General features: G+C 69.0%; 16 protein-coding genes. 9 read left to right on the forward strand and 7 right to left on the reverse strand.

What is annotated here, in order from left to right; all coding sequences use genetic code 11:
- The first annotated feature begins 94 nt into the window (after positions 1-94).
- The 5 genes from prfA to serS all read left to right on the forward strand — a co-directional run bounded on the left by prfA (position 95) and on the right by serS (position 7,769).
- On the forward strand, positions 95-1,168 hold the full coding sequence (gene prfA / locus R2J76_RS18185; protein WP_316413071.1) for a peptide chain release factor 1: 1,074 nt from the start codon (positions 95-97) through the stop codon (positions 1,166-1,168).
- Between the two features lie 90 nt (positions 1,169-1,258).
- Positions 1,259-2,215: an AAA family ATPase gene (locus R2J76_RS18190; RefSeq protein ID WP_316413072.1), complete on the forward strand. Its 957-nt coding sequence runs from the start codon at positions 1,259-1,261 to the stop codon at positions 2,213-2,215.
- A 286-nt stretch (positions 2,216-2,501) separates the two neighbouring features.
- The gene (locus R2J76_RS18195; RefSeq protein ID WP_316413073.1) at positions 2,502-5,414 is read left to right on the forward strand and encodes a TonB-dependent receptor; all 2,913 of its coding nucleotides are present in this window, start codon (positions 2,502-2,504) and stop codon (positions 5,412-5,414) included.
- Positions 5,415-5,485: 71 nt separating this feature from the next.
- On the forward strand, positions 5,486-6,472 hold the full coding sequence (locus R2J76_RS18200) for an asparaginase (protein ID WP_316413074.1): 987 nt from the start codon (positions 5,486-5,488) through the stop codon (positions 6,470-6,472).
- Positions 6,473-6,503: 31 nt separating this feature from the next.
- Positions 6,504-7,769, forward strand: coding sequence for a serine--tRNA ligase (gene serS, locus R2J76_RS18205; RefSeq protein ID WP_316413075.1), 1,266 nt, complete (start codon positions 6,504-6,506; stop codon positions 7,767-7,769).
- A gap of 270 nt (positions 7,770-8,039) precedes the next feature.
- On the opposite strand, the gene R2J76_RS18210 is transcribed toward serS, so the two are convergent.
- Together R2J76_RS18210 and R2J76_RS18215 are read right to left on the reverse strand one after the other, a co-directional pair.
- Positions 8,040-8,906: an SDR family oxidoreductase gene (locus R2J76_RS18210; protein ID WP_316413076.1), complete on the reverse strand. Its 867-nt coding sequence runs from the start codon at positions 8,904-8,906 to the stop codon at positions 8,040-8,042.
- A 52-nt stretch (positions 8,907-8,958) separates the two neighbouring features.
- On the reverse strand, positions 8,959-10,884 hold the full coding sequence (locus R2J76_RS18215) for a peptidylprolyl isomerase (protein ID WP_316413077.1): 1,926 nt from the start codon (positions 10,882-10,884) through the stop codon (positions 8,959-8,961).
- A gap of 87 nt (positions 10,885-10,971) precedes the next feature.
- On the opposite strand from R2J76_RS18215, the gene def reads away from it, so the two are divergent.
- Together def and R2J76_RS18225 are read left to right on the forward strand one after the other, a co-directional pair.
- Positions 10,972-11,472 carry a peptide deformylase gene (gene def, locus R2J76_RS18220; protein ID WP_316413079.1) on the forward strand — a complete coding sequence of 167 codons (501 nt, stop codon included), beginning with the start codon at positions 10,972-10,974 and terminating at the stop codon, positions 11,470-11,472.
- 3 nt (positions 11,473-11,475) lie between these two features.
- Positions 11,476-12,408: a methionyl-tRNA formyltransferase gene (locus R2J76_RS18225; RefSeq protein WP_316413080.1), complete on the forward strand. Its 933-nt coding sequence runs from the start codon at positions 11,476-11,478 to the stop codon at positions 12,406-12,408.
- On the opposite strand, the gene R2J76_RS18230 is transcribed toward R2J76_RS18225, so the two are convergent.
- From R2J76_RS18230 to R2J76_RS18250, 5 genes are read right to left on the reverse strand one after another with little or no spacing between them, the layout of a single operon-like run.
- Positions 12,389-12,634, reverse strand: coding sequence for a 4a-hydroxytetrahydrobiopterin dehydratase (locus tag R2J76_RS18230; RefSeq protein WP_316413081.1), 246 nt, complete (start codon positions 12,632-12,634; stop codon positions 12,389-12,391). The two genes, R2J76_RS18225 and R2J76_RS18230, sit on opposite strands and share 20 nt — an antisense overlap.
- The gene (locus R2J76_RS18235) at positions 12,631-14,178 is read right to left on the reverse strand and encodes an aromatic amino acid hydroxylase (RefSeq protein ID WP_316413082.1); all 1,548 of its coding nucleotides are present in this window, start codon (positions 14,176-14,178) and stop codon (positions 12,631-12,633) included. Before R2J76_RS18235 ends, R2J76_RS18230 begins: the two co-directional genes overlap by 4 nt.
- Before the next feature lie 58 nt (positions 14,179-14,236).
- A complete protein-coding gene (locus tag R2J76_RS18240) occupies positions 14,237-16,894 on the reverse strand; it encodes a tetratricopeptide repeat protein (RefSeq protein ID WP_316413083.1) in 2,658 nt (885 codons plus the stop codon).
- Positions 16,895-16,948: 54 nt separating this feature from the next.
- A complete protein-coding gene (locus tag R2J76_RS18245; protein WP_316413084.1) occupies positions 16,949-17,395 on the reverse strand; it encodes a cytidine deaminase in 447 nt (148 codons plus the stop codon).
- Between the two features lie 6 nt (positions 17,396-17,401).
- The gene (locus tag R2J76_RS18250) at positions 17,402-18,328 is read right to left on the reverse strand and encodes a DUF58 domain-containing protein (protein WP_316413085.1); all 927 of its coding nucleotides are present in this window, start codon (positions 18,326-18,328) and stop codon (positions 17,402-17,404) included.
- A gap of 84 nt (positions 18,329-18,412) precedes the next feature.
- Between R2J76_RS18250 and R2J76_RS18255 the strand changes: the two genes are divergently transcribed.
- Positions 18,413-19,990: an amino acid permease gene (locus tag R2J76_RS18255; RefSeq protein ID WP_316413086.1), complete on the forward strand. Its 1,578-nt coding sequence runs from the start codon at positions 18,413-18,415 to the stop codon at positions 19,988-19,990.
- A gap of 2 nt (positions 19,991-19,992) precedes the next feature.
- Positions 19,993-20,625, forward strand: a complete 633-nt coding sequence (locus tag R2J76_RS18260; protein WP_316413087.1) for a riboflavin synthase — start codon at positions 19,993-19,995, stop codon at positions 20,623-20,625.

Genomic DNA, 20,625 nt, shown 5'->3' on the forward strand with positions numbered 1-20,625 from the left:
GCGGAAGCGCCGGCCGAAGCCAACCAGTAGCGACAGCGTTCCCAGGAACGGGCCGATCCTCGGCCCGTTCTTTTTTTGTATGTGTGGGTGACCCATGCTCGACCAGCTTGAATCCCTCGATGCCAAGTACCAGGAGATCGAAGCCCAGCTCCAGGACCCCGCCGTCGTCAGCGACATGAAGCGGCTGCGGGAGCTCACCAAGCTGCGCTCCGAGCTGGAGCCCGTGGTGGAGGCCTGGCACCTCCAGCGCACCCGGCTGCGCCAGCTGGAGGAGGCCGAGCAGATCCTGGCCGACAAGACCCAGGACGCCGAGCTGCGCGAGATGGCCGGCCTGGAGATCCCCGAGCTCAAGGAGGCCATCCTGGCCGGGGAGGCCGCCCTGCGCCAGCTGCTGGTGCCCAAGGACCCCAAGGACGAGCGCAACGTCATCCTGGAGGTGCGGGCCGGTACCGGGGGGGAGGAGGCCGCCCTCTTCGCGGCGGAGATCTTCCGGATGTACGTGCGCTTCGCGGAGCGCCGGGGCTACCGGGTGTCGGTGCTCAGCGAGAGCGAGGCGGACCAGGGCGGCCTGCGGGAAGTGGTGGCCGAGGTGGAGGGGGCCGGGGCCTACTCCCTCTTCCGGTTCGAAAGCGGCGTCCACCGGGTGCAGCGGGTGCCCAAGACCGAGACCCAGGGCCGCATCCACACCTCGGCCTGCACCGTGGCCGTCATGCCCGAGGCCGACGAGGTGGACATCGAGGTGAAGAAGGAGGACCTGCGCATCGACACCTTCTGCTCCGGCGGCAAGGGCGGCCAGAGCGTGAACACCACCTACTCCGCCGTGCGCCTCACCCACCTGCCCACCAACACCGTGGTGCAGTGCCAGGACGAGCGCAGCCAGCTCAAGAACATGGCCAAGGCCATGACCGTGCTCCGCTCGCGCCTCCTGGAGAAGGCCCAGGCCGAGGTGGACCAGGCCGAGGCCAGCCTGCGCAAGACCCAGGTGGGCTCCGGGGACCGCTCGGAGAAGATCCGCACCTACAACTTCCCCCAGGGCCGGGTCACGGACCACCGGGTCAACGTCACCATCCACCAGCTGGATTCCTTCATGCAGGGCATGATCGAGCCCATCCTGGAGCCCCTGCGGGCCGCCCACGAGGCCGAAAGGCTCCAGCAACTGGAGGCCTGAGGGGATCCGCATCTATATATAAAGGTACCGATCCCCATATTGCAGTTTTCCCCGGCAAGCTCCACGATAGCTGGAACCCCGGACGATCCCATGGCCCCCGCTCCCGCCCACCGACCCCTCGATACCCTTCTGCACGAGTGCCGGAAGGTCATCGTCGGCCAGCCGCAGCTCCTGAACCGGCTTCTGGTGGCCCTGCTGGTGCCCGGGCACGTGCTCCTGGAGGGCCTGCCGGGCCTGGCCAAGACCCGCACCGTCAAGACCCTTGCGGCGGCGAGCCGCATGCACTTCCGGCGCATCCAGTTCACCCCGGACCTGCTGCCCTCGGACGTCGTGGGCACCCTGGTCTTCGACCCCCGGAACCTCACCTTCACCCCCAAGAAGGGCCCCATCTTCGCCAACCTGCTCCTGGCCGACGAGATCAACCGGGCCCCCAGCAAGGTGCAGTCGGCCCTCCTGGAGGCCATGGAGGAGCGCCAGGTGACCCTGGGCGAGGAGAGCTTCCCCCTGCCGGACCCCTTCCTGGTGCTGGCCACCCAGAACCCCCTGGAGCAGGAGGGCACCTTCCCCCTGCCCGAAGCCCAGATGGACCGCTTCCTCTTCAAGCTCCGCATCGACTACCCCAGCCTCCAGGACGAGGGGGAGGTGCTGCGCCGGGCAGACGGCCACGAGGAGCCCGTCCTGCCCCTCATGACCGGCGAGGGCATCCTGGAAGCGGGGGTCCAGGCCCGCAAGGTCCGGCTGGACGAGGCCATCCGAAACTACATCGTCCGCATGGTCCAGGCCACCCGCCCCGGCCACGGCAAGGCCTGGAAGGGCCGGGAACTGCTCCGCTGCGGCGCCTCCCCCCGGGCCTCCCTGGCCCTCCAGGCCTCCGCCAAGGCCCTGGCCCACCTTTCCGGCCGGGACCACGTGCTCCCGGAGGACGTGGCGGCCCTGGCGCCGGACGTGCTCCGGCACCGGCTCCTCCTCACCTACGAGAGCGAGGCCGACGGGGTGACCACAGACGACGTCATCAAGGCCCTGCTCAACGCCACTCCCCGGCCCTGAAGGGGCCCCGGGCGGTCTGTGATCCAGCTCACTCGGGGGCTTGACAGAATTTGATATTTTCCCTATTTCCAATCCTTAACAAAAATTAACATCCCCCAAAAAAAGAAAACAAGATTGGGGAACTTTCGGACCCGTGCTAGCATGGGTCACCCTACTTAGGTCACCTGATATTTTCCAATAATGGGCCGGGGAAAGGCCTTGACGTCTTTGATCCCCCGGAATTAACCCCTAAGCGAAGTGATATATCCACTTATCGCTAACGCTAACCCCAAACAGGAGGATGCTCATGCATCGTAGAATCGAAAACTTCGGCCGTATCGCCGCGCTGATCGTCGTGGGTTCCGTGACCCTCGCCGCCCAGGGCACGCAGACGTCCAGCATCACCGGGAGCCTCGTCGACCAGAACGGGGCCGCGGTTGTGGGCGCCACGGTCAACCTCGTCTCCAGCAGCCTCCAGGGCCCCCGCGTCCTGCAGACCGACGAAAAGGGCCGGTTCATCACCCGGCTGCTGCCTCCCGGCCAGTACACCATCACCATCACCAAGGCCGGCTTCCAGACCATCAAGACGTCCGAGAAGATCGGCATCGACCAGACCTACCAGCCCCGGTTCACCATGGCCAAGACCGCCGCTGCGGTCGTGGAAGTGGTCGCCACCGCCGCCGCCGTTGACCGCACCGACGTCAAGACCGCTTCCAACTACTCCCTGGACGCCGTCGACGCCCTGCCCAACGCCCGCACGATGGAAGGCGTCGCCCTCCTGACCCCCGGCGTCACCACCGGCGTCGGCAACCGCGTCCAGATCCGCGGCGCCATGACTTCCGGCAACCTCTACCTGCTGGACGGCCAGAACATTTCCGACAACGCCTACAACAACCGCGGCGTCCGCCTCATCGACGACTCCATCGAGGAGATCCAGGTCATCACCGGTGCCATCTCCGCCGAGTACGGCGATGTGGACGGCGGCGTTCTGAACGCCATCACCCGTTCCGGCGGCAACGAATTCGCTGGCCAGCTCCGCTGGGAACTGAAGGACTCCGCCTGGAATGCCTACAATCCGAAGGACCCCCGTGGCTCCTTCCCAAACACGATGAACGAAGAGAAGACGATCTCCCTCTCCGGCTTCATCATCAAGGACAAGCTGTGGTTCTCCGGCAGCTTCTTCTCCACCGATCAGACCGGCGCCAGCACCATCACCTTTGACCTGGGCAACCGGGTGGGTTCCAACCCCGTCATCTCCAACAACGATCAGACCGGCCTCGTGGGCTTCAACGCCCCCTATGTCACGCGGTCGAAGGAAATCCGCCGCCAGATCAAGTTGACCTGGGCCCTCAACCAGAACCACACCCTGGTTTCGTCCTTCAACAACTCCCGCACCGATGACGTCAACCGCAACTACAGCGCGGCCATGACCACCGCCCTCGTGCCCCAGGTCAGCACCAGCGAGTTCCTGAACCTGCAGTGGCGCGCCATCTGGTCCAACACCATCACGTCCGAAATGAAGATCGGCCGCAAGAAGCAGAAGTACTCCGCTGGCGCCGACGCGGCCAACGGCAGCCCGATCTACAACTACAGCTCCGGCGTGGGTGGCTACCTCAACAACGGTATCTTCAACTCGAACGACGGCGGCGACAACCGCAACAACCAGACCTTCAACGCCAAGGTCAGCATGTTCTGGGACGGCGCCGGCAGCCACACCACCGACATGGGCGTCGACTACTACAAGGGCATCTCCAAGGCCCGCAACGAACAGTCCGCCACCGGCTTCACCTTCGGCGTCACCCGGCCCTCCCTCAACGGCCAGGTCGCTGGCATCTGGGAAGCCCGCCCCCGCGACGTCTGGGAATGGATCAGCGGTGACGGCGAAGCCCACAACTTCTCCCAGGCCGTCTACATCAACGACAAGTGGACCGTCGACAAGCACCTGAGCTTCAACGTGGGCCTGCGCTTCGACAAGTTCAAGGCGGAAAACGAGTCCGGCAAGTCCACGGCCTCCGCCAGCGGCCTGTCCCCTCGCCTCGGCATGAAGTACGATCTCCTCGGCGATGGCAACTGGCTCTTCAGCGCCGCCTGGGCCCGCTACAACTCCAAGGTGCTCGAGGGCATCACCAACTCGGTGACCAAGCAGGGCAACCCCACCGAGATCGATCACCCCTACATTGGCCCCGGCGGCCTCACCACCTACCAGACCTTCGCCTACATCACCAACCTCGCGACGGTCCGCACCAACTACGACTTCACGAAGTTCGCCTACTACAACGACCCCACCCTGAACGTCTCCCTCTCCTCGAACCTGAAGAACCCCACCGTGGATGAGACGCAGGTCGCCGGCCAGTACTTCTACAACACCCCCGCCATTGGCGCCGGTTCCATCAAGGTCACCTTCGTCAACAAGAAGTGGAAGAACCTCTTCGACTACAAGACCGGCGACTCCGGCCATGTGACCGCCCCCGACGGAAGCGATCTTTACATGCGCGTCTGGGAAAACAGCGATGTCGCCAAGCGCGAGTACAAGGGGATGGAACTGGAAACCACCCTGCAGCGGGACGAATGGCAGTTCATCGGCACCGCCACCTGGAGCAGCCTGAAGGGCAACTACGAGGGTGAGGCCACCAACAGCCCCGCCGCCGGCGCTGGCCTGAAGAACTTCACGGTGCAGGACGGCGTGCAGATGTATGATCCCTCCATCACCACGCCCTACGGCTACCTCCAGGGCCATGTGCCCCTCCGCATCCGCGCCACCGCCTCCCGTGCCATGACCAACCAGTACGGCAAGACCACCCTCGGCCTTGTCTACCGCCAGGATACGGGCCTGCACTACAGCAAGAGCCGCTCCATCGACAACATCGCCGCCCTGAACCCCGCCCTCAGCGATCAGTTCGGCAGCAGCTTCACCCAGTATGAGGGTGGCCGCCGCATGGAAGGCGTGTTCCCCACCGCCGTCTACCTCGATCTTGCCCTGACCCACGAATTCACCATCTTCAAGGTGGCCTCCAAGGCCGTCACGGGCTTCTTCAAGGCGAACATCGGCAACATCCTGAACCACCAGCAGATCATCGCCTGGGACACCAACTACACCGCGGCCTCCTCCCTGGATGCCCCCTGGGTCAAGGCCAATCCCACGACCTTCGGCAAGCCCCGCCAGTCCGCCGACTACGGCACGGGCCGCACCATCGCCGTCTCCACCGGCTTCCGCTTCTAGTTCAGACGGAACCGCGTAGTACCTGAAGGGCGCCCGGGAAACCGGGCGCCCTTTTCCATTAGACTGGGGGAATGACCACGCGCACCGTATCCCTCATCCACACGGGCGGCACCCTGGGCATGGGGCCCGGGGAGGATGACAGCCTCGCGCCGGGACCTTCCCTGGACCGCATCCTCGATCAGGTGCCCGAGCTGCGGGAGCTGGCCGATCTGCGCATGGCGGTGGCCTTCAACCAGGATTCGGCCACCACGGAACCGGAGGACATCCTCCTCCTGGCCCGGCTCATCCGGCACGAGGCCGCCTCCTGCGACGGCATCGTGCTCATCCACGGCACCGACACCATGGCCTACACGGCCTCCGTGCTGGGTTTCCTCCTGGCGGACCTGGGCCGGCCGGTGGTGCTCACGGGCAGCCAGCGGCCCCTGGCCTACGTGCGCAGCGACGCCCGGGGCAACCTGGTGGACGCGGTGACCCTCGCGGCCCGGGGGGTCGACGAGGTGGGCATCTGCTTCGGGGACCACTGGCTTCGCGGCGTGGCCGCGGACAAGGTGAGCGTGCACCGGTACGAGGCCTTCGAATCCCCCAACCTGCCGCCCCTGGCGGAACTGGGCCTCCACGTGCAGGTCCACCCCCACGCGGGGGCGTTCCCGCGCCAGGTGCCGCCGGGCATCGGACCGGCGCTGGAATCGGCCATCGAGATCTACGCCCCCTTCCCCGGCATGCCCTGGCGCCTGCCGGACCGGTCCTGCCGCGGTGTGCTCATCCGGGCCTTCGGGGCCGGCAACCTCCCCATGGACCGCCCCGATCTGCGGGATCTCTTCCGGCACTGCGAAGCCCTGGACCTGCCGGTGGTCATCATCAGCCAATGCGCATCGGGCGGCGTGGACCTCGCCACCTACGACCTGGGCCGCCGGGCCCAGGCCATGGGCGCCATCTCCGGGGGCCGGCACACGCCCTGGGCGGCCCTGGCCAAGCTCTCCCTGGCGCTGGGCGCGGGTTTCACCACGGACGAGATCCGGCGCGCCTTCCAGGTCTCCTGGGCCGGAGAGCCCGTCTGATACACTGGTCCTCCACCCTTGAGGATCCGCCATGCTCGACGCCGCCCTTCTCCGCAACGACCTGGAAACCGTGGTGCAGGGCCTGGCCAGGCGGGGCGTGACCTTCGACCAGGAGGCCTACCAGGAGCTGGACGCGGCGCGCCGGCGCGTCATCCAGGAGGCCGAGGCCCTCAAGGGCGAGCGCAACCGGGTGTCGGACGAAGTGGCCCGCCTCAAGCGCGCCAAGGAGGACGCCAGCCACCTCATCGCCGCCCAGCGCGAGGTGGGGGAAAGGCTCAAGGCCCTGGAGACCGCCGAAAAGGAGGCCGAGGCCGCCTTCAAGGCCTTCATGGCCACGCTGCCCAACCTGCCCCACGAGACCGTGCCGGTGGGCAGGGATGAGCACGCCAACGTGGAGATCAAGCGCTGGGGCACCCCCGCGGCCATGGAGAAGCCCCTGGACCACGTGGACCTGGGCACGAGGCTGGGCATCCTGGACCTGGACCGCGCCGCCAAGCTCAGCGGGGCGCGGTTCTCCATCCTCAAGGGCCTGGGCGCCAAGCTGGAGCGAAGCCTGGTCTCGTTCATGGCGGACCTGCACGCCCAGGCCGGCTGGACCGAAGTGCTCCCGCCGTACCTGGTGCTTCCGGAGTGCATGTACGGCACCGGCCAGCTGCCCAAGTTCGAGCAGGACCTCTTCAAGACCTACCGGGGCGAGGATCCGCTCTACCTGATCCCCACGGCGGAAGTGCCCGTGACGAACATGTACCGCGAGGAGATCCTGCCCGGGGAGGAACTCCCCCTGCGCCACTTCGCCTTCACCCCCTGCTTTCGCAGCGAGGCCGGCAGCTACGGCAAGGACACCAAGGGCATCATCCGCCAGCACCAGTTCCACAAGGTGGAGCTGGTGGCCTTCGCCACCCCCGAGCAGGCCCTGGAGGAACTGGAGAACCTCACCCGCGAGGCCGAGCGCATCCTGGAGGCCCTGGAGCTGCCCTACCGGCGGGTGCTGCTGTGCAGCGGCGACATGGGCTTCTCCAGCCGCAAGACCTTCGACCTCGAGGTGTGGCTGCCCAGCCAGAACACCTACCGGGAAATCAGCTCCTGCAGCTGGTTCGGGGACTTCCAGGCCCGGCGCGCCAATATCCGCTTCCGCGCCGCGGGCGGCAAGCCGCAGCCCCTGCACACCCTCAACGGCAGCGGCCTGGCCGTGGGCCGCACCTGGGTGGCCATCCTGGAGAACTACCAGCAGCCCGACGGGAGCGTGAGGATCCCCAAGGCGCTGCAGGCCTACATGGGCTGCGACGTGATCCGGTAGGAGCCTGTCCAAGTAATATTCGGCCCCGCGACGGCGTCTGGAGGCCCGATTATCGAGCGCAAGGCCCGCAGGAAATATAGGTCATATTTTCAAGGGACTTGCGCACGACAGGCGGGCCTCCAGACGCCGCCTTCGGTGGTGGCAGCGGCCACGGCAATCCCGCGTTCCGCTCGTCGAACGATTAACCTAATCGCCCTCCTCGCGGGCCTTGTCTTGCCATGGCCGGTGCCACCATCGCGGGGCCGAATATTACTTGGACAGGCTCCTCGCTCAACCCAGGACCACCAGGGCGGTGTCCGAGGCCTCCCGCACCGCGTCGGGAAGGAAGAAGTCCGCCACCAGAGGCGCTCCGGGCACCACGGCGTAGCCGGAGAAATCCGTCACCCCCTCGGCCCGCAGGACCTCCTCGTCGATGAAGAAGTTGCCCGTGCAGGTGCGGGAGGGGCGCTGGAGGATCGCGGCGGCGGCGTCGGCCATGATCTCGGGCCTGCGGCTGGCGTTGGCCAGCTGCTCCCCGCCCAGGAGGTTCCGCACCGCCGCGGTGTCGATGGTGGTGAGGGGCCACAGGGAATTCACGGCGACCCCGTCCGGGGCCAGCTCCTGGGCCATGCCCAGGGTGCACAGGCTCATGCCGTACTTGGCGGTGGTGTAGGCCACGTGCGGGGCGAACCACTTGGGGCGCAGGTCCAGGGGCGGGGAGAGGGTCAGGATGTGGGGATTGTCGGCCTTCAGGAGGTGCGGCAGGCAGGCCTTGGAGCACAGGAAGGTGCCCCGGGCGTTCACCTGGTGCATGAGGTCCCAGCGCTTCAGGTCCGTGGCCAGGGTGCCGGTGAGGGAGATGGCGCTGGCGTTGTTCACCAGGATATCCAGGCCCCCGAAGGCCTCCACGGTGTGGGCCACGGCGGCCAGCACCTGCTCCTCGCTGCGCACGTCGCCCACGATGGGCAGGGCCCGGCCCCCGGCGGCCTCCACGGCCTCGGCGGCGGAGAACACGGTGCCCGGAAGCCTGGGATGGGCCTCGGCGGTCTTGCCGAAAACCGCCACCCGCGCCCCGTCCCGGGCGGCGCGCAGGGCGATGGCGAGGCCGATGCCCCGGGTGGCGCCGGTGATGAAGAGGGTCTTCCCGCTGAGGGTCATGGGGGGCTCCGGAGGCTGGACCCCCGAGTATGCCCCGCGCGGACGGGAATTTCTATTCGAAGTCGGGGGCGTCCGGAACGTCGCTGCCCATGCGCTTCAGGGCTTCCTCGTTCCTCCAGATGCCGCCGAAGCGGCCGTACAGGGAGCTGAAGCCCGGGCGCTTGCGGCCCTCCTCGGCCAGGGTCATGAGTTCAGCGGTGAGGAGCTTCTCGGCCACGCCGGTCTGCAGGGCCTCCACCAGGGTGCGGCGGGTCTCGAAGGTGAGGGGGGCCGCGGGGGTGCGCTCCTTGATGCGGGCCACCCAGATCTTGCCGTCGGGGGTCCAGCAGGGGGGCGTGGCCTTGCCGGCGGGGGTCTCCAGGAGGGCCTTGCGGATGGCGGGGTGCTGGCCCAGTTCGGCCAGGCTCTGGATGGTGACGCCGTCCTTGGTTTCCGGGGTTCCCAGGGCCTTGAGGTCCCCGGCGGCCTGGTCGGCCTTGGCCCGGAGGGCGGTGCGGGCCTCCTCCAGCTTCCAGGCGGTCAGCACCTTGGCCTTGATATCGGCGAGGGGGGGCACGGCCACGGGCAGTTCCTCCTGCACGCGGAAGACCGCGTAGGAGGCGCCGGCCATGCGCACCTTGGACACCTGGCCCACCTCCAGGCGGAAGGCCTCGCCGGTGAGGCCCTGGCTGCCGGGCAGACCTTCCAGGCCGGCGGCGTCACCGGCGGTGAAGGGCTTGCTGGTGGCCACCTTGAGGCCCAGGTTCCGGGCCGGGGCGGCCAGGTCGCCGCGCTCCCCGGCGCGCTTACGCAGCTGCTCCAGCTTGTCCTTGGCCTTGGCGGCGAAGGTGTCCCGGGCGATCTGGGCGCGCAGCTCCTCCTTGACGGCCTCGAAGGGCTTCTCCCGGCGACCTTCCAGGCGGATGAGGTGCACGCCGAACTGGGTCTTCACGGGCTGGCTGATATCGCCGATCTTCAGGGCCGCGGCGGCGTCGGTGAAGGGCTTGACCATCTGGCCGGGGGCGAACCACCCCAGGTCCCCGCCCTTGCCCTTGGCGCTGGGATCCTCGCTGAAGGCCTCGGCGGCCTTGGCGAAGTCCTGGCCGGCCACGAGCTTGGCCCGCAGTTCGCCGGCCTTCTTGAAGGCCTCGCCCAACTGGGCCTCGCTCTCGGCCTTGAAGAGGATGTGGCTGGCCTTGAGCTCGGTGTACTGGGCCTTGCGGGCCTCGTACAGGGCCTTGACCTTGGCGTCGTCCACGGGGGCCAGGCCCAGGGAGGCCTCGTCCACGGACACGTAGGAGATGACGCGGCGGGGGCCCTCCTGGAAGCGGGCGCCGGAATCCTTGAGGAAGGCCTGCAGCTTGGCGTCGCCGGGATCCGGGATCCCCGAGGGATCCGGGGAGGCGGTGACGGCCTCGAAGCTGATCTTCTCGTTGCGCACCCGGTTCTCCAGCTCCACCCAGGCCTGGTCCACGGGCACCCGGGACGCGGCCTGGCCCACCAGCTTGCGCAGGCTCAGTTCGCTGGCGAGTTCGGTCTCCCACTGCTTGAGGGAGGTGCCGTTCTCCCGGAGGACGGAGTTGATTTCGCCGGATTCCCGGAGCTGGCCCTTTTCATCCAGGAAGAGGGGGATGCTGCGCAGGCGGGCCTCCAGGGCCGCGCGCACCTCGGCGTCCGTGACGACGATATCGTGGCGCTCCGCCAATTCCAGCCGGAGCTGGTTGCTGATGAGGCCGTCCAGGGCCTGCTGCTGCAGCATGGGCATGAGGGATTCGATATTGGCCTGCTTGCCCATGCGCTTCACGTACTGGGCGATCATGGAATCCACGTCCCGCTTCAGGACATCCCGCCCGTAGACCCGCGCCAGCACGTTGTCCGGAGCGGCCGAGCTGGCCCCGCTCGGGGCGAGGTAGGCCACCAGGCCTAGCAGCACCACCATCATGACCACGGCCATGGGCGTCTGGTTGCCTTTGAACACTTGGCGGAAGTTGCGAAGCATGGGTTCTCCACGGGCAGGCCATTGGCCAGGATCTTCTAGGTTATCAAAGGAATGCTGTTTGTCCTAAACTGATTGACCGAGGGTGTCATGGCCGTGCGACCAGTGCTCACCTGGGGAGATCCCAGGCTGAAGATAAATTCAAGCGATATCGGGGAATGGACCCCCGAGCTGGACCAGCTGGTGGCCGATCTCTTCGACACCACCTACGCCGAGGAGGGCGTGGGGCTCGCCGCGCCCCAGGTGGGCGTGAATCTCAATCTTGCCGTCATCGACACCTCCTGCGGGGCGGATCCCTCCGCCCGCATCGTGCTGGTCAATCCGGAAGTGGTGAAGGAGGAGGGGTCCCAGGTGGGGCCCGAGGGCTGCCTCTCCATCCCCGGCATCCACGAAGTGCTCGAACGCCCCATGAAGGTCTGGGTGAGGAACCGCACCCCCCAGGGCGAGTGGGTGGAACTGGAGGGCGAGGAGCTCCTGGCCCGGGCCTTCTGCCACGAGATCGACCACCTGCGGGGAAGGCTCTTCGTGGAGTACTTCGGCCCCGTCAAGCGCCAGATCCTCCAGCGGAAATTCAACAAGTCGAGGGCCTGAACCATGCGCGTGGCCTTCCTGGGAACCCCCTCGGCGGCGGTGCCCGTGCTCCGGGCCCTGGCGGGCAGCCGGGAGGTGGCGGCGGTTTTCTGCAATCCCGACCGGCCCCAGGGCCGGGGACGCCACCTGGAGGCCCCCCCCGTCAAGCACGCCGCCCTGGACCTGGGACTGGCGGTCCACCAGCCCCTCTCCTGGAAGGACCCCGCCACCCGGGAGGCCTGGGAGGCCCTGGGCATCGACCTGGCGGTGGTGGTGGCCTACGGGCACATCCTGCCGCGGTGGATGCTGGACGGCTGCCGGCTGGGGGCCTGGAACCTCCATTTCTCCCTCCTCCCCCGGTGGCGGGGCGCGGCGCCCGTGAACCACGCCCTCCTGGCCGGCGATGCGGAGACCGGCGTGGGGCTCATGCGCATCTCCCCGGGCCTGGATGAGGGCCCCGTGCTGGCCCAGACCCGCCGACCCATCACCCTGACGGACACCGCGGATTCCCTCCTGGAGGCCCTGGCCCAGGACGCCGCGGCCCTGCTCCTGGAACACCTGCCCGCCCTGGAGGCGGGCAGGGCCGAGCCCCGGCCCCAGGACGGCGCCGGCGCCACCGTGGCCTCCAAGCTGCACAAGGGCATGGCCCCGCTGGATCCGGCGCGGCCCGCCCTGGACCTGCACCGCCAGGTGCGGGGGCTCCACCCCTGGCCCGGGGCCGAGCTGCCCTTCCGGGACACCACCCTCAAGGTGTGCGCCGTGGGCGGCCTGCGGCCCGACGGGGCCCCCCCGGGCACCCTGGCCTGGGGCCGGGAGGGCGCCTGGCTCACGGCCGGGGACGGCCGCGCCCTGGAACTGACCCTCCTGCAGCGCCCGGGCAAGCCCGTGCAGCCCGCGGCCCAGGCCCTGCAGCCCTGGGGCGCCGCGGGGTCGGAACCTACACGCCGAAGGGCTTGATGGCCTCGTCGAAACGAGCGGCCAGCGTGTGGTCCTTCTCGGTGACGTGCCCGGCGTCGTGGGTGGTGAGGACGATGCGCACGTAGCCCCACCCGAAGGCGATGTCCGGATGGTGGTTCAGGGCCTCGGCCGGGGCCACCAGGCGGCTCACGATGTTGAACGAGGTCATGAAATCGGGGGTGCGGATCTCCCGCACGAGGGTGTTGTCCTTCTCGGTCCAGGTCATGGGTCCTCCGGTTGGAATCCAGGTGAGGCGGCGGGGGTGAGAAGTTCCTCGACCTCCTGGGCCAGGAGCCAGTCCCCGGGGAAGGCGGCCAGGGCGGCGCGGATCTCCCGGAGGCGCCCGGGGGGGGCCTCCCCGCGGTCGCGCAGGGCCCGCACCTCGGCGTACAGGGCGGCCAGGTCCGGCGGCAGGGAGGCGGCCTTTCGCTGCCGGGCCAGTTGCTCGGCCTCCCCCGGCGGACCGACGCCGAAGTGCCGGTCCCAGGTTTCGGGATCGGCCGGACCGCCGGCCACGCTGGGCAGCTTTCCGGCCAGGAAGAGGAGGGCCCGGGAGGGCAGGTCCAGGGCCCCCCCCGGGGAGTGGCCCTTGAGGTCGATGGTTTCAAAGTTCCCGGTGCGGAACCCGGACAGGCCCACCCCCCCGGGCAGCTCCAGGGTGAAGGGCCCCCGCTCCGGCAGCCCGCCGGCGCCGAAGGCCACCAGGGCCTGCCCCATCCAGGGCTCCCCCTGGGCCTTCCCGGCCCGGGACACCAGCACCGGTCCGTCCAGCCCCACGATCCCCGCCACCCGGCGCGCCACCCGCCCCGTGATCTCCAGCCCCGTGTCCAGGACCAGGTGATTGACGGTGCCCGCGCGCAGGGCCTCCCGCAGCCCGTGGAGGCCGCCCCGCTTCCAGCTGAGGGTGGCCTCGAAGGCGTCCAGCACCTCGAAGAGGTGGTCGAAGTCCCGGGCGACGTAGAGCTGGGGCTGCATGGAGGTGATGTCGAAGTCCCGGTCCACGCAGTCCAGGGAAAGGGGGAGCTTCCCCACGGCGGGGGTGAGGCAGTGGGACGCCTCCCCCAGGGAGCTGAGGAGACCGGCCCCGTAGATGCGCGGGTCGTCCAGGCTCCCCACGAGGCCGTACTCCGCCGTCCACCAGTAGAGGCGGCTGGCCCGGACGCTTTCGCTGGGGTAGGTCCGGCTGGCCTGGGCCGCGGCGAGGCGGGCCTGGGCCAGCCTTTCGTCCTCCGGGGTGCTGGCGGGGTCCTCCTTCACGACGCTCAGGTGGCGCACGGCCTCGTACACCGCCTGGTCCTCCCGGCTGGCGATGGCCTTGAAGCCGGCCACTCCGCAGCGCTTCACGTACTCCGCATAGCGCGGGTCCGCGAGGATGGGGGCGTGGCCCGCGCTTTCGTGGACGATGTCGGGGGCGGGGGTGTAGTCGATGTGATCCGCGGAGCGGATGTCCGCGGCGATGGCCAGCACCCCCAGGGACTGCATCTCCGTGAACACCGCCGGCGGGATGAAGCCCCGCACCGCCACGGCCCGCCACCCGATCCGCGCGAGGCGCGCGTCCATCTCCTCCAGGCTGGGGATCCGCTCCACGCCGATGCCCGCGGCGGCGAGGCCCTCCAGGTAGCTGGGGTGGGCGCGGTCCTTCAGGTGGGCCGTGAGCCGCCGGAGGATGTGCCGCCACACGGCCTGGTCCCGGGGGGTGTAGCCGCCGTAGTCCTGGGACACGGCGTAGCGGGCCAGGTGGGGGGGCAGGATGGTTTCGGGAGCGGGCATCGCGGCCTCGGGACCCTCCCAAGATAGAGTCTCAGGATCGAAACCGTGCCGGTTTTTTTCAGTGCATCATCCGGGCCACGTCCCGGTAGTCGGGATCCTGCGCGGACACGGCGCGGAATTCCTCCAGCGCCTCGTCCCGGCGGCCCTGCTCGAGCAGCAGCACGCCCAGGTCGTAGTGCAGGCCCACGGCGTCCTCGGGCGGGAAGCCCGGGGCCTCGATGCCCTGGCGCAGCCAGGTCATGGCGGCGTCGGGGTTGTTCTGGGCCTGTTCGCAGATGGCGAGCATGGAGCAGCATTCCAGGGTGCGCTCGGGGTCGCGCATGGCCTTCTTGAACTCCTCGATGGCGGGGTCCAGGAGGAGCATCTCCTTGTATGCGATGCCCAGGTTGTAGTGGGTGTCGTAGTCGTCGCCCTTGACCTGCTGCTCCACGCCCTCCCGGAAGGCGTTGAAGAGCTCGTCCACGCTCTGGATCTTCTCCACCACGTTGGTGGCGTCGTGCATCTCCTCGCCTTCGCCGGTCTCCAGCAGGGCGTCGCCGAGCACGTCGGAAAGGTCGAAGAAGGAGTGCTCGAAATCGGCCTCGGAAAGCACCTGGGGGCTGGCCTTCTTGCCCAGGCGCTGCAGGGCGGTCTCGGCCTGGTCCAGGCGCCGGAGGAGCTCGGGATGCCTGGGGTTGGCCTCCAGGGCGCTCTCGATCTCGAGCTTGGCCTCCTCGGGGCTGCCGTAGTCCAGCTGGAAGTCGATGTCGGCGAGGGCCGATGCCAGTTCGGGGCCCACTTCCGCGGAGGCCTCGGCGGGCTGGTCCGTGGGGAACGGCAGGGGTTCCAGCTCCAGGGGGGGGAGCTCCTCGGCGCCGGCGGCGGTGATCTCGGACCACTCGTACTCGGGCTGGCTGGGGTAGGCTCCGGTGGTGGCGGCCACGGGCTGGGGCGGCGCTTCCAGCACCTCCCAGGCGGGGATGTCGAAGCCCTCCATGAACGGCTCGGGGGGAACCGGCAGCTCCAGGGCCTCCATGGGCTGGACGGGTTCGGGGACCGTGGGCACCCCGGAGCGGTCCAGGTCCAGGGCGATGGCGGGGAGCTCCTGGATGGGCTCCAGCTCCAGCGGCAGCACCGGCAGTTCCTCCACCGGGGCCGGCAGGGCGATGGGCGTGGGCGGTGCGGCGGGCCGGGGCTGGGCTTCCAGGAGCCCCAGGTTGCGCCGGTAGAGGCGCGTGGATCCGGGAAAGATGGCCTCGGCCAGGTCCAGAAGCTCGGTGGCGAGGGGCTTGTGGCCCAGTTCCGCGAGCTTTTCCGCGTGCTTGACGTAGTGCATCTGGACCTTGCTCAGGACGCCCGTGCCCCGGTGGATCTCGGCGATGCGCACGATGGCGTTGTAGTTGGCCGGGTCCAGGTCGAGGATCCGGTTGTAGGTCTCCTGGGCCCGGTCCATGAACCGGTTCTTGAGGGCATGCTCGGCGTCCCGCTCCAGCTGCTGGATCTGCATGCGCCGGGCCACGTCGATGTCCGAATGCTCCACGGGGATCTCGGCGCCGGGGCCGAAGGTCGCGGTGGGCGCGGCGGGGGAGGCCATGACCGCGGGCGCCTCGTCCAGGTCCTTGATGCCCATGCCGGCCAGCTGCTCACGGAGCTGGCCCGCCACCTCCTGGTCGTCCTTGGACAGGGCGAAGGCGTGGGCCCGGCGCAGGTGCTCCACCTGCTCGACGCGGTTCCCGGACTGGTGGGCGATGTCGGCGAGCTGGATCCAGGCCTCTGCGTTGAGGGCGCCGTGGAGGCCCCCCCGCAGCGCCTTGGCGGCGGCCTCGCCCAGGCCGCGCCGGCCGAATTCGCGACCGATGGGCTTGAAGAGCTTCAGGGCCTCGGCGACGTTGCCGTTGCGCACCATTTCCCGCAGGGCGCGCTCGGCCAGGACCAGGGACTTCTCCGGGAGCTGGGGCACCTCGCAAAGGGCCTCCAGGGCCCGGTCCGGGGCCTTGGACTGCAGCTCCACCTCCGCCAGGGCGTCCAGGAGCTCCGCGGACCGGGGATTGGCCGCGAGGCCTTCCCGCAGGTGGGCCGCGGCGCCGGGGAGGTCCTTCTGGATGACCGAAAGCCGGGACTGGGTGAGGAACACCTGGGGCGTGGACACCATGGTCTTGGCCCGCTCCAGGATCTGCCCGGCCTCCACGTGCATCTGCTCCAGGGCCAGGGCCTCGGCCACCTCCAGGTAGATGGCGGCGGCCTTCTCCCGCATGCCCTCCTTGTTGTAGAGGTCGGCCAGCTTCACCTTGTTCTTCAGGTTCTTGGGATCCAGGTCCACGACCTTGGCGAATTCCTCCAGGGCGCGCTTGAGCAGGCCCTTCTTGGTGAAGGATTCGGCCACCTCGATGTGGATCTGGATGGCGTCCTTGATCATGTTGGTCTGGCGGTAGAGCTCGGCCAGGCGCTCGCAGATGTCCAGGTCCTCGGGCTGGGTCCGATGGGCCTTCTTGAAGACGGCGCTGGCCTTGGCGTTGAAGCCCCCCCGCTCGAACCCCATGCCGGCCCGCTTGAACATCTCGATGGCCTCGGAGACCTTGCCGGCCTGGAGGTAGGCGTCCCCGACCCGGTTCAGGAGGTTGAAGTCGTCGGGCTTGTCGTCGATGAGCTTCAGGAACTCGTCGATGGCGCGATCGAGCCGGCCCTGGCCCATGAAGGTCTCGGCCTGCTTCTGGATCTTGGCTCGGTCTATGGCCATGGAGCGCCTCGGGGGTTCGAACCGGGGCGGGGCCCCGGGTGGCTCAAGGATGGATCAACCGTTGAGGTTCCGCACCGTGAAAGCGTGGGGAAGGAGATCGGCGAGGCTGTGGAGGGTGCGGTGGTGGCGGTTCACCAGCAGGATGGGGAGGTCGTCCGCGAATTCCGCCAGCACCTGCCGGCAGGCCCCGCAGGGCGGCGTGAGGGTGGGGGCCTCGGTGACCACCACCAGGGCCGACAGTTCCCCGGGCTTCATGCCCTGGGCCACCGCGGCGCAGATGGCGGTGCGCTCCGCGCACAGGGAGGAGGGGTAGGCCGCGTTCTCCACGTTGCACCCGGCCACGATCCCGCCCCCGGCCCGCAGGAGCGCGGCGCCCACGTGGAACTTCGAATAGGGGGCATGGGCGTGTTCCCAGCCCTGCCATGCCGCTTCCACAAGGGCGTCCCACGCGTGGGACTGGGGATCGTTGAAGTACATGTCCACCTCGATACGGATATTCAATTCATCCTAGTCAATTTCCGGCCCCCTGCACAGGCCTCCGGCCCGGGCCCGGGCCAGGGCCCGCCAGCAGCGGGTGTAGCCCTCCAGCTCCACCCGGCCGTCCCGGCCCAGCAGGTCCAGGAAGACCTGGCGCCTCTGCAGCCGGGCCTGGAGGATGCTGCCGGAGAGCACCTCCAGCTCCCGTTCGAAGGGGCCGCCGGCCTCCCAGGCCCCCAAATCCAGCCGGAGCCGCACCCCGGCGGATTCCTCGTCCTCGAAGGTGCGCACCCAGGGGGTCCCGCGCTGGGCGGTGCGCTTCCAGTGCACGCGGCTCAGGGGGTCCCAGTCCCGGAAGGGCCTGGCCCCGTCGGGGCTGGCGGAGCCCGGCCGGGTCCGGGGCCGGCTCCGGTCCCCTTCCGCGTCCTGGCGCGGGGGGAGGGAGCGGGGGTGGGGAAGGACCAGCACCCGCTGCTCCAGGGGGAAACGCCAGGCCTTCTCCAGGAACCCGAAGGGAAAGGCCGTGCGGAACTCCACGGAGCGAAGCCCCGCCCAGCCCCGGCGCCCGGGCTTCACGTGGAGGGTCGCCACGCCCTCCCCCCGCCCTTCCCCCCCCGCCAGGAACCCCGGTTCCACCTGGGCGTCCTCCATCTCCAGGTGGATCTCCACCCCCCGCATGCGGGCGGGGGCGTCGTCGCGGAACCGCACCCGGATTCCCCCCCGCACCCGGGCGAAGATGTTGCCCTCCTCCACCCCCCGCAGGTGGAGCCCCTGGATCGCCCGCCGGCTCACCCAGCCCGAGGCCAGGAACAGCCCCAGCATGAGCGAGAAGACCAGGTACAAAAGGTTGTTGCCCGTGTTCACGGCGGCGGCGCCCATGGCGAGCATGGCGAGAAGGTACTGTACCCCCAGCCGGGTCACCGACAGCCGCAGCCGCTTGTCCCGCCACAGGTCCATTCAGGTCTTTCCCCGCGTGCCGCGCTTTGCCATTACCATGAACTCAGCCCTCACAATCCAAGAATGACGCCAGGACCTCATCCCATGCTGAAAAAACTTTTCCGCTCGAAGTCCCTGGAATCCCTCCAGGCCCAGGCCGACGAACCCAAGCACCAGCTCAAGAAGAACCTCAGCACCTTCGACCTGACCATGTTCGGCATCGGCGCCATCATCGGCGCGGGCATCTTCTCCAGCATCGGCACCGCCGCCGCGGGGAACCTGGCCGATGGGCGCTGGCCCGCGGGCCCCGCCCTGGTGATCAGCATCCTCCTGGTGGCCGTGGGCTGCGGGTTCACGGCCCTGGCCTACGCGGAACTGGCGTCCATGATCCCGGTCTCGGGTTCGGCCTACACGTACGCCTTCGCCACCATGGGCGAGCTCATGGCCTGGATCATCGGCTGGGACCTCCTGCTGGAGTACGCCGTCAGCAACGTGGCCGTGGCCATCTCCTGGGGGGACTACGCCCGCAGCTTCCTGGCCAACGTCATGCACATCCGCATCCCGGGCTGGCTCGCCATGGATCCCCGGAGCGCCCTGGCCCTGGTGCCCGGGACGCCCCCGGCCACGGTGGCCCGCAAGCTCGAGGTGCTGGCCCAGGCCCGGGCGGGGCACCTGGACGGGGCCTCCTTCTTCGCCAACTGGGACGTGCTCCGCGACGCGCCCCTGGTCCACGGCTTCCCCTTCACCATGAACCTCCTGGCGGTGGTCATCACGGTGGTCATCACCTACCTGGTCTACCTTGGAATCAAGGAGAGCGCCCGCGCCAACGCGGTCATGGTGGTGGTCAAGGTGGCCATCCTCCTGGCGGTGGTGGCCATCGGCTTCCGCTTCGTGAACCCGGGGAACTGGCACCCCTTCGCCCCCCACGGGTTCAAGGGCATCCAGGCCGGGGCGGCCATCATCTTCTTCGCCTTCATCGGCTTCGACGCGGTGAGCACCACGGCCGAGGAATGCCGGGACCCGGGCCGCAGCCTGCCCCGGGGCATCCTGTTCTCCCTGGGCATCTGCACCGCCATCTACGCCCTGGTGGCCCTGGTGGTCACGGGGATGCTGAAGTACACCCAGCTGGCCGGCAAGGCCGACCCCCTGGCCTACATCTTCACCCATAACAACATGAACGCCGTCGCCGGGGTCATCTCCTTCGGGGCGGTCATCGCCACCACGGCGGCGCTCCTGGTGTACCAGGTGGGCCAGCCCCGCATCTTCATGGCCATGAGCCGGGACGGGCTCCTGGGGCCCTGGTTCGGGAAGGTCAGCGCCAGCCACCGCACGCCGGCCAACGCCACCTTCCTCACCGGGCTCCTGGTGGCGGTGCCCGCGGCCCTGCTCAACATCGACGAGGTCGTGGAGCTCACCAACATCGGCACCCTCTTCGCCTTCTCCGTGGTGTGCGGGGCCGTCATGATCCTGCGCCTGCGCCGGCCCGAGGCCCCCAGGCGCTTCCGGATGCCCTGGATCTTCGTGCTGGCCCCGGCCGGGATCCTGGCCTGCATCTGGATCGCCCGGGGCCTGCCCGCGGTCACCTGGATCCGGTTCGTGGTGTGGCTCGCCATCGGCCTGGTGATCTATTTTGCCTATGGCCAGCGCAACAGCGTGCTGCAAACTGGAACCGAGGAACCCTAGTCATGTTCACCGGTCTCGTACGCCACCTTGGAACCCTGGAAGCCCGCCAGCCCCGCGCCGGGGGGGCCCGCCTCGTCATCGCCGCCCCCCCCGAACTCCTGGAAAGGGCCGAGGAGGGCGCCAGCATCTGCACCAACGGCGCCTGCCTCACGGCGGTGGGCCGGGACCCGCGCACCTGGCAGGCGGATCTCTCCGAGGAGACCCTCCTGAAGACCACCCTGGGGCGCCTGGCCCCCGGCGAAAGCCTGCACCTGGAGCCCAGCCTGCGCGTGGGGGACCCCCTGGACGGGCACCTGGTCTCGGGCCACGTGGACGGCGTGGGCCGGCTCCTGGAACGCACCGGCGGGGAGGGCCTGTGGCGCTTCTCCATGCCCCCCGCCCTGGCCCCCATGACCGCCCCCAAGGGTTCCATCGCGGTGGACGGCCTTTCCCTCACGGTGGTGGACTGCGGCACGGACTGGTTCACGGTGGCCCTGATCCCGGAGACGGTGCGGCGCACCCGCCTGGAGAAGATGGCAGCGGGGGCCGAGGTCAACCTCGAGGCCGACCCCGTGGGCCGCTTCGTGGCGCGGGCCCTGGCCACGCGGGAGACCGACGGCAAGCTCCAGCGCTTCGCCCAGGGCGGGTGGGGGTAG

Source organism: Mesoterricola silvestris (assembly GCF_030295405.1).
Taxonomy (GTDB): Bacteria; Acidobacteriota; Holophagae; order Holophagales; family Holophagaceae; genus Mesoterricola; species Mesoterricola silvestris.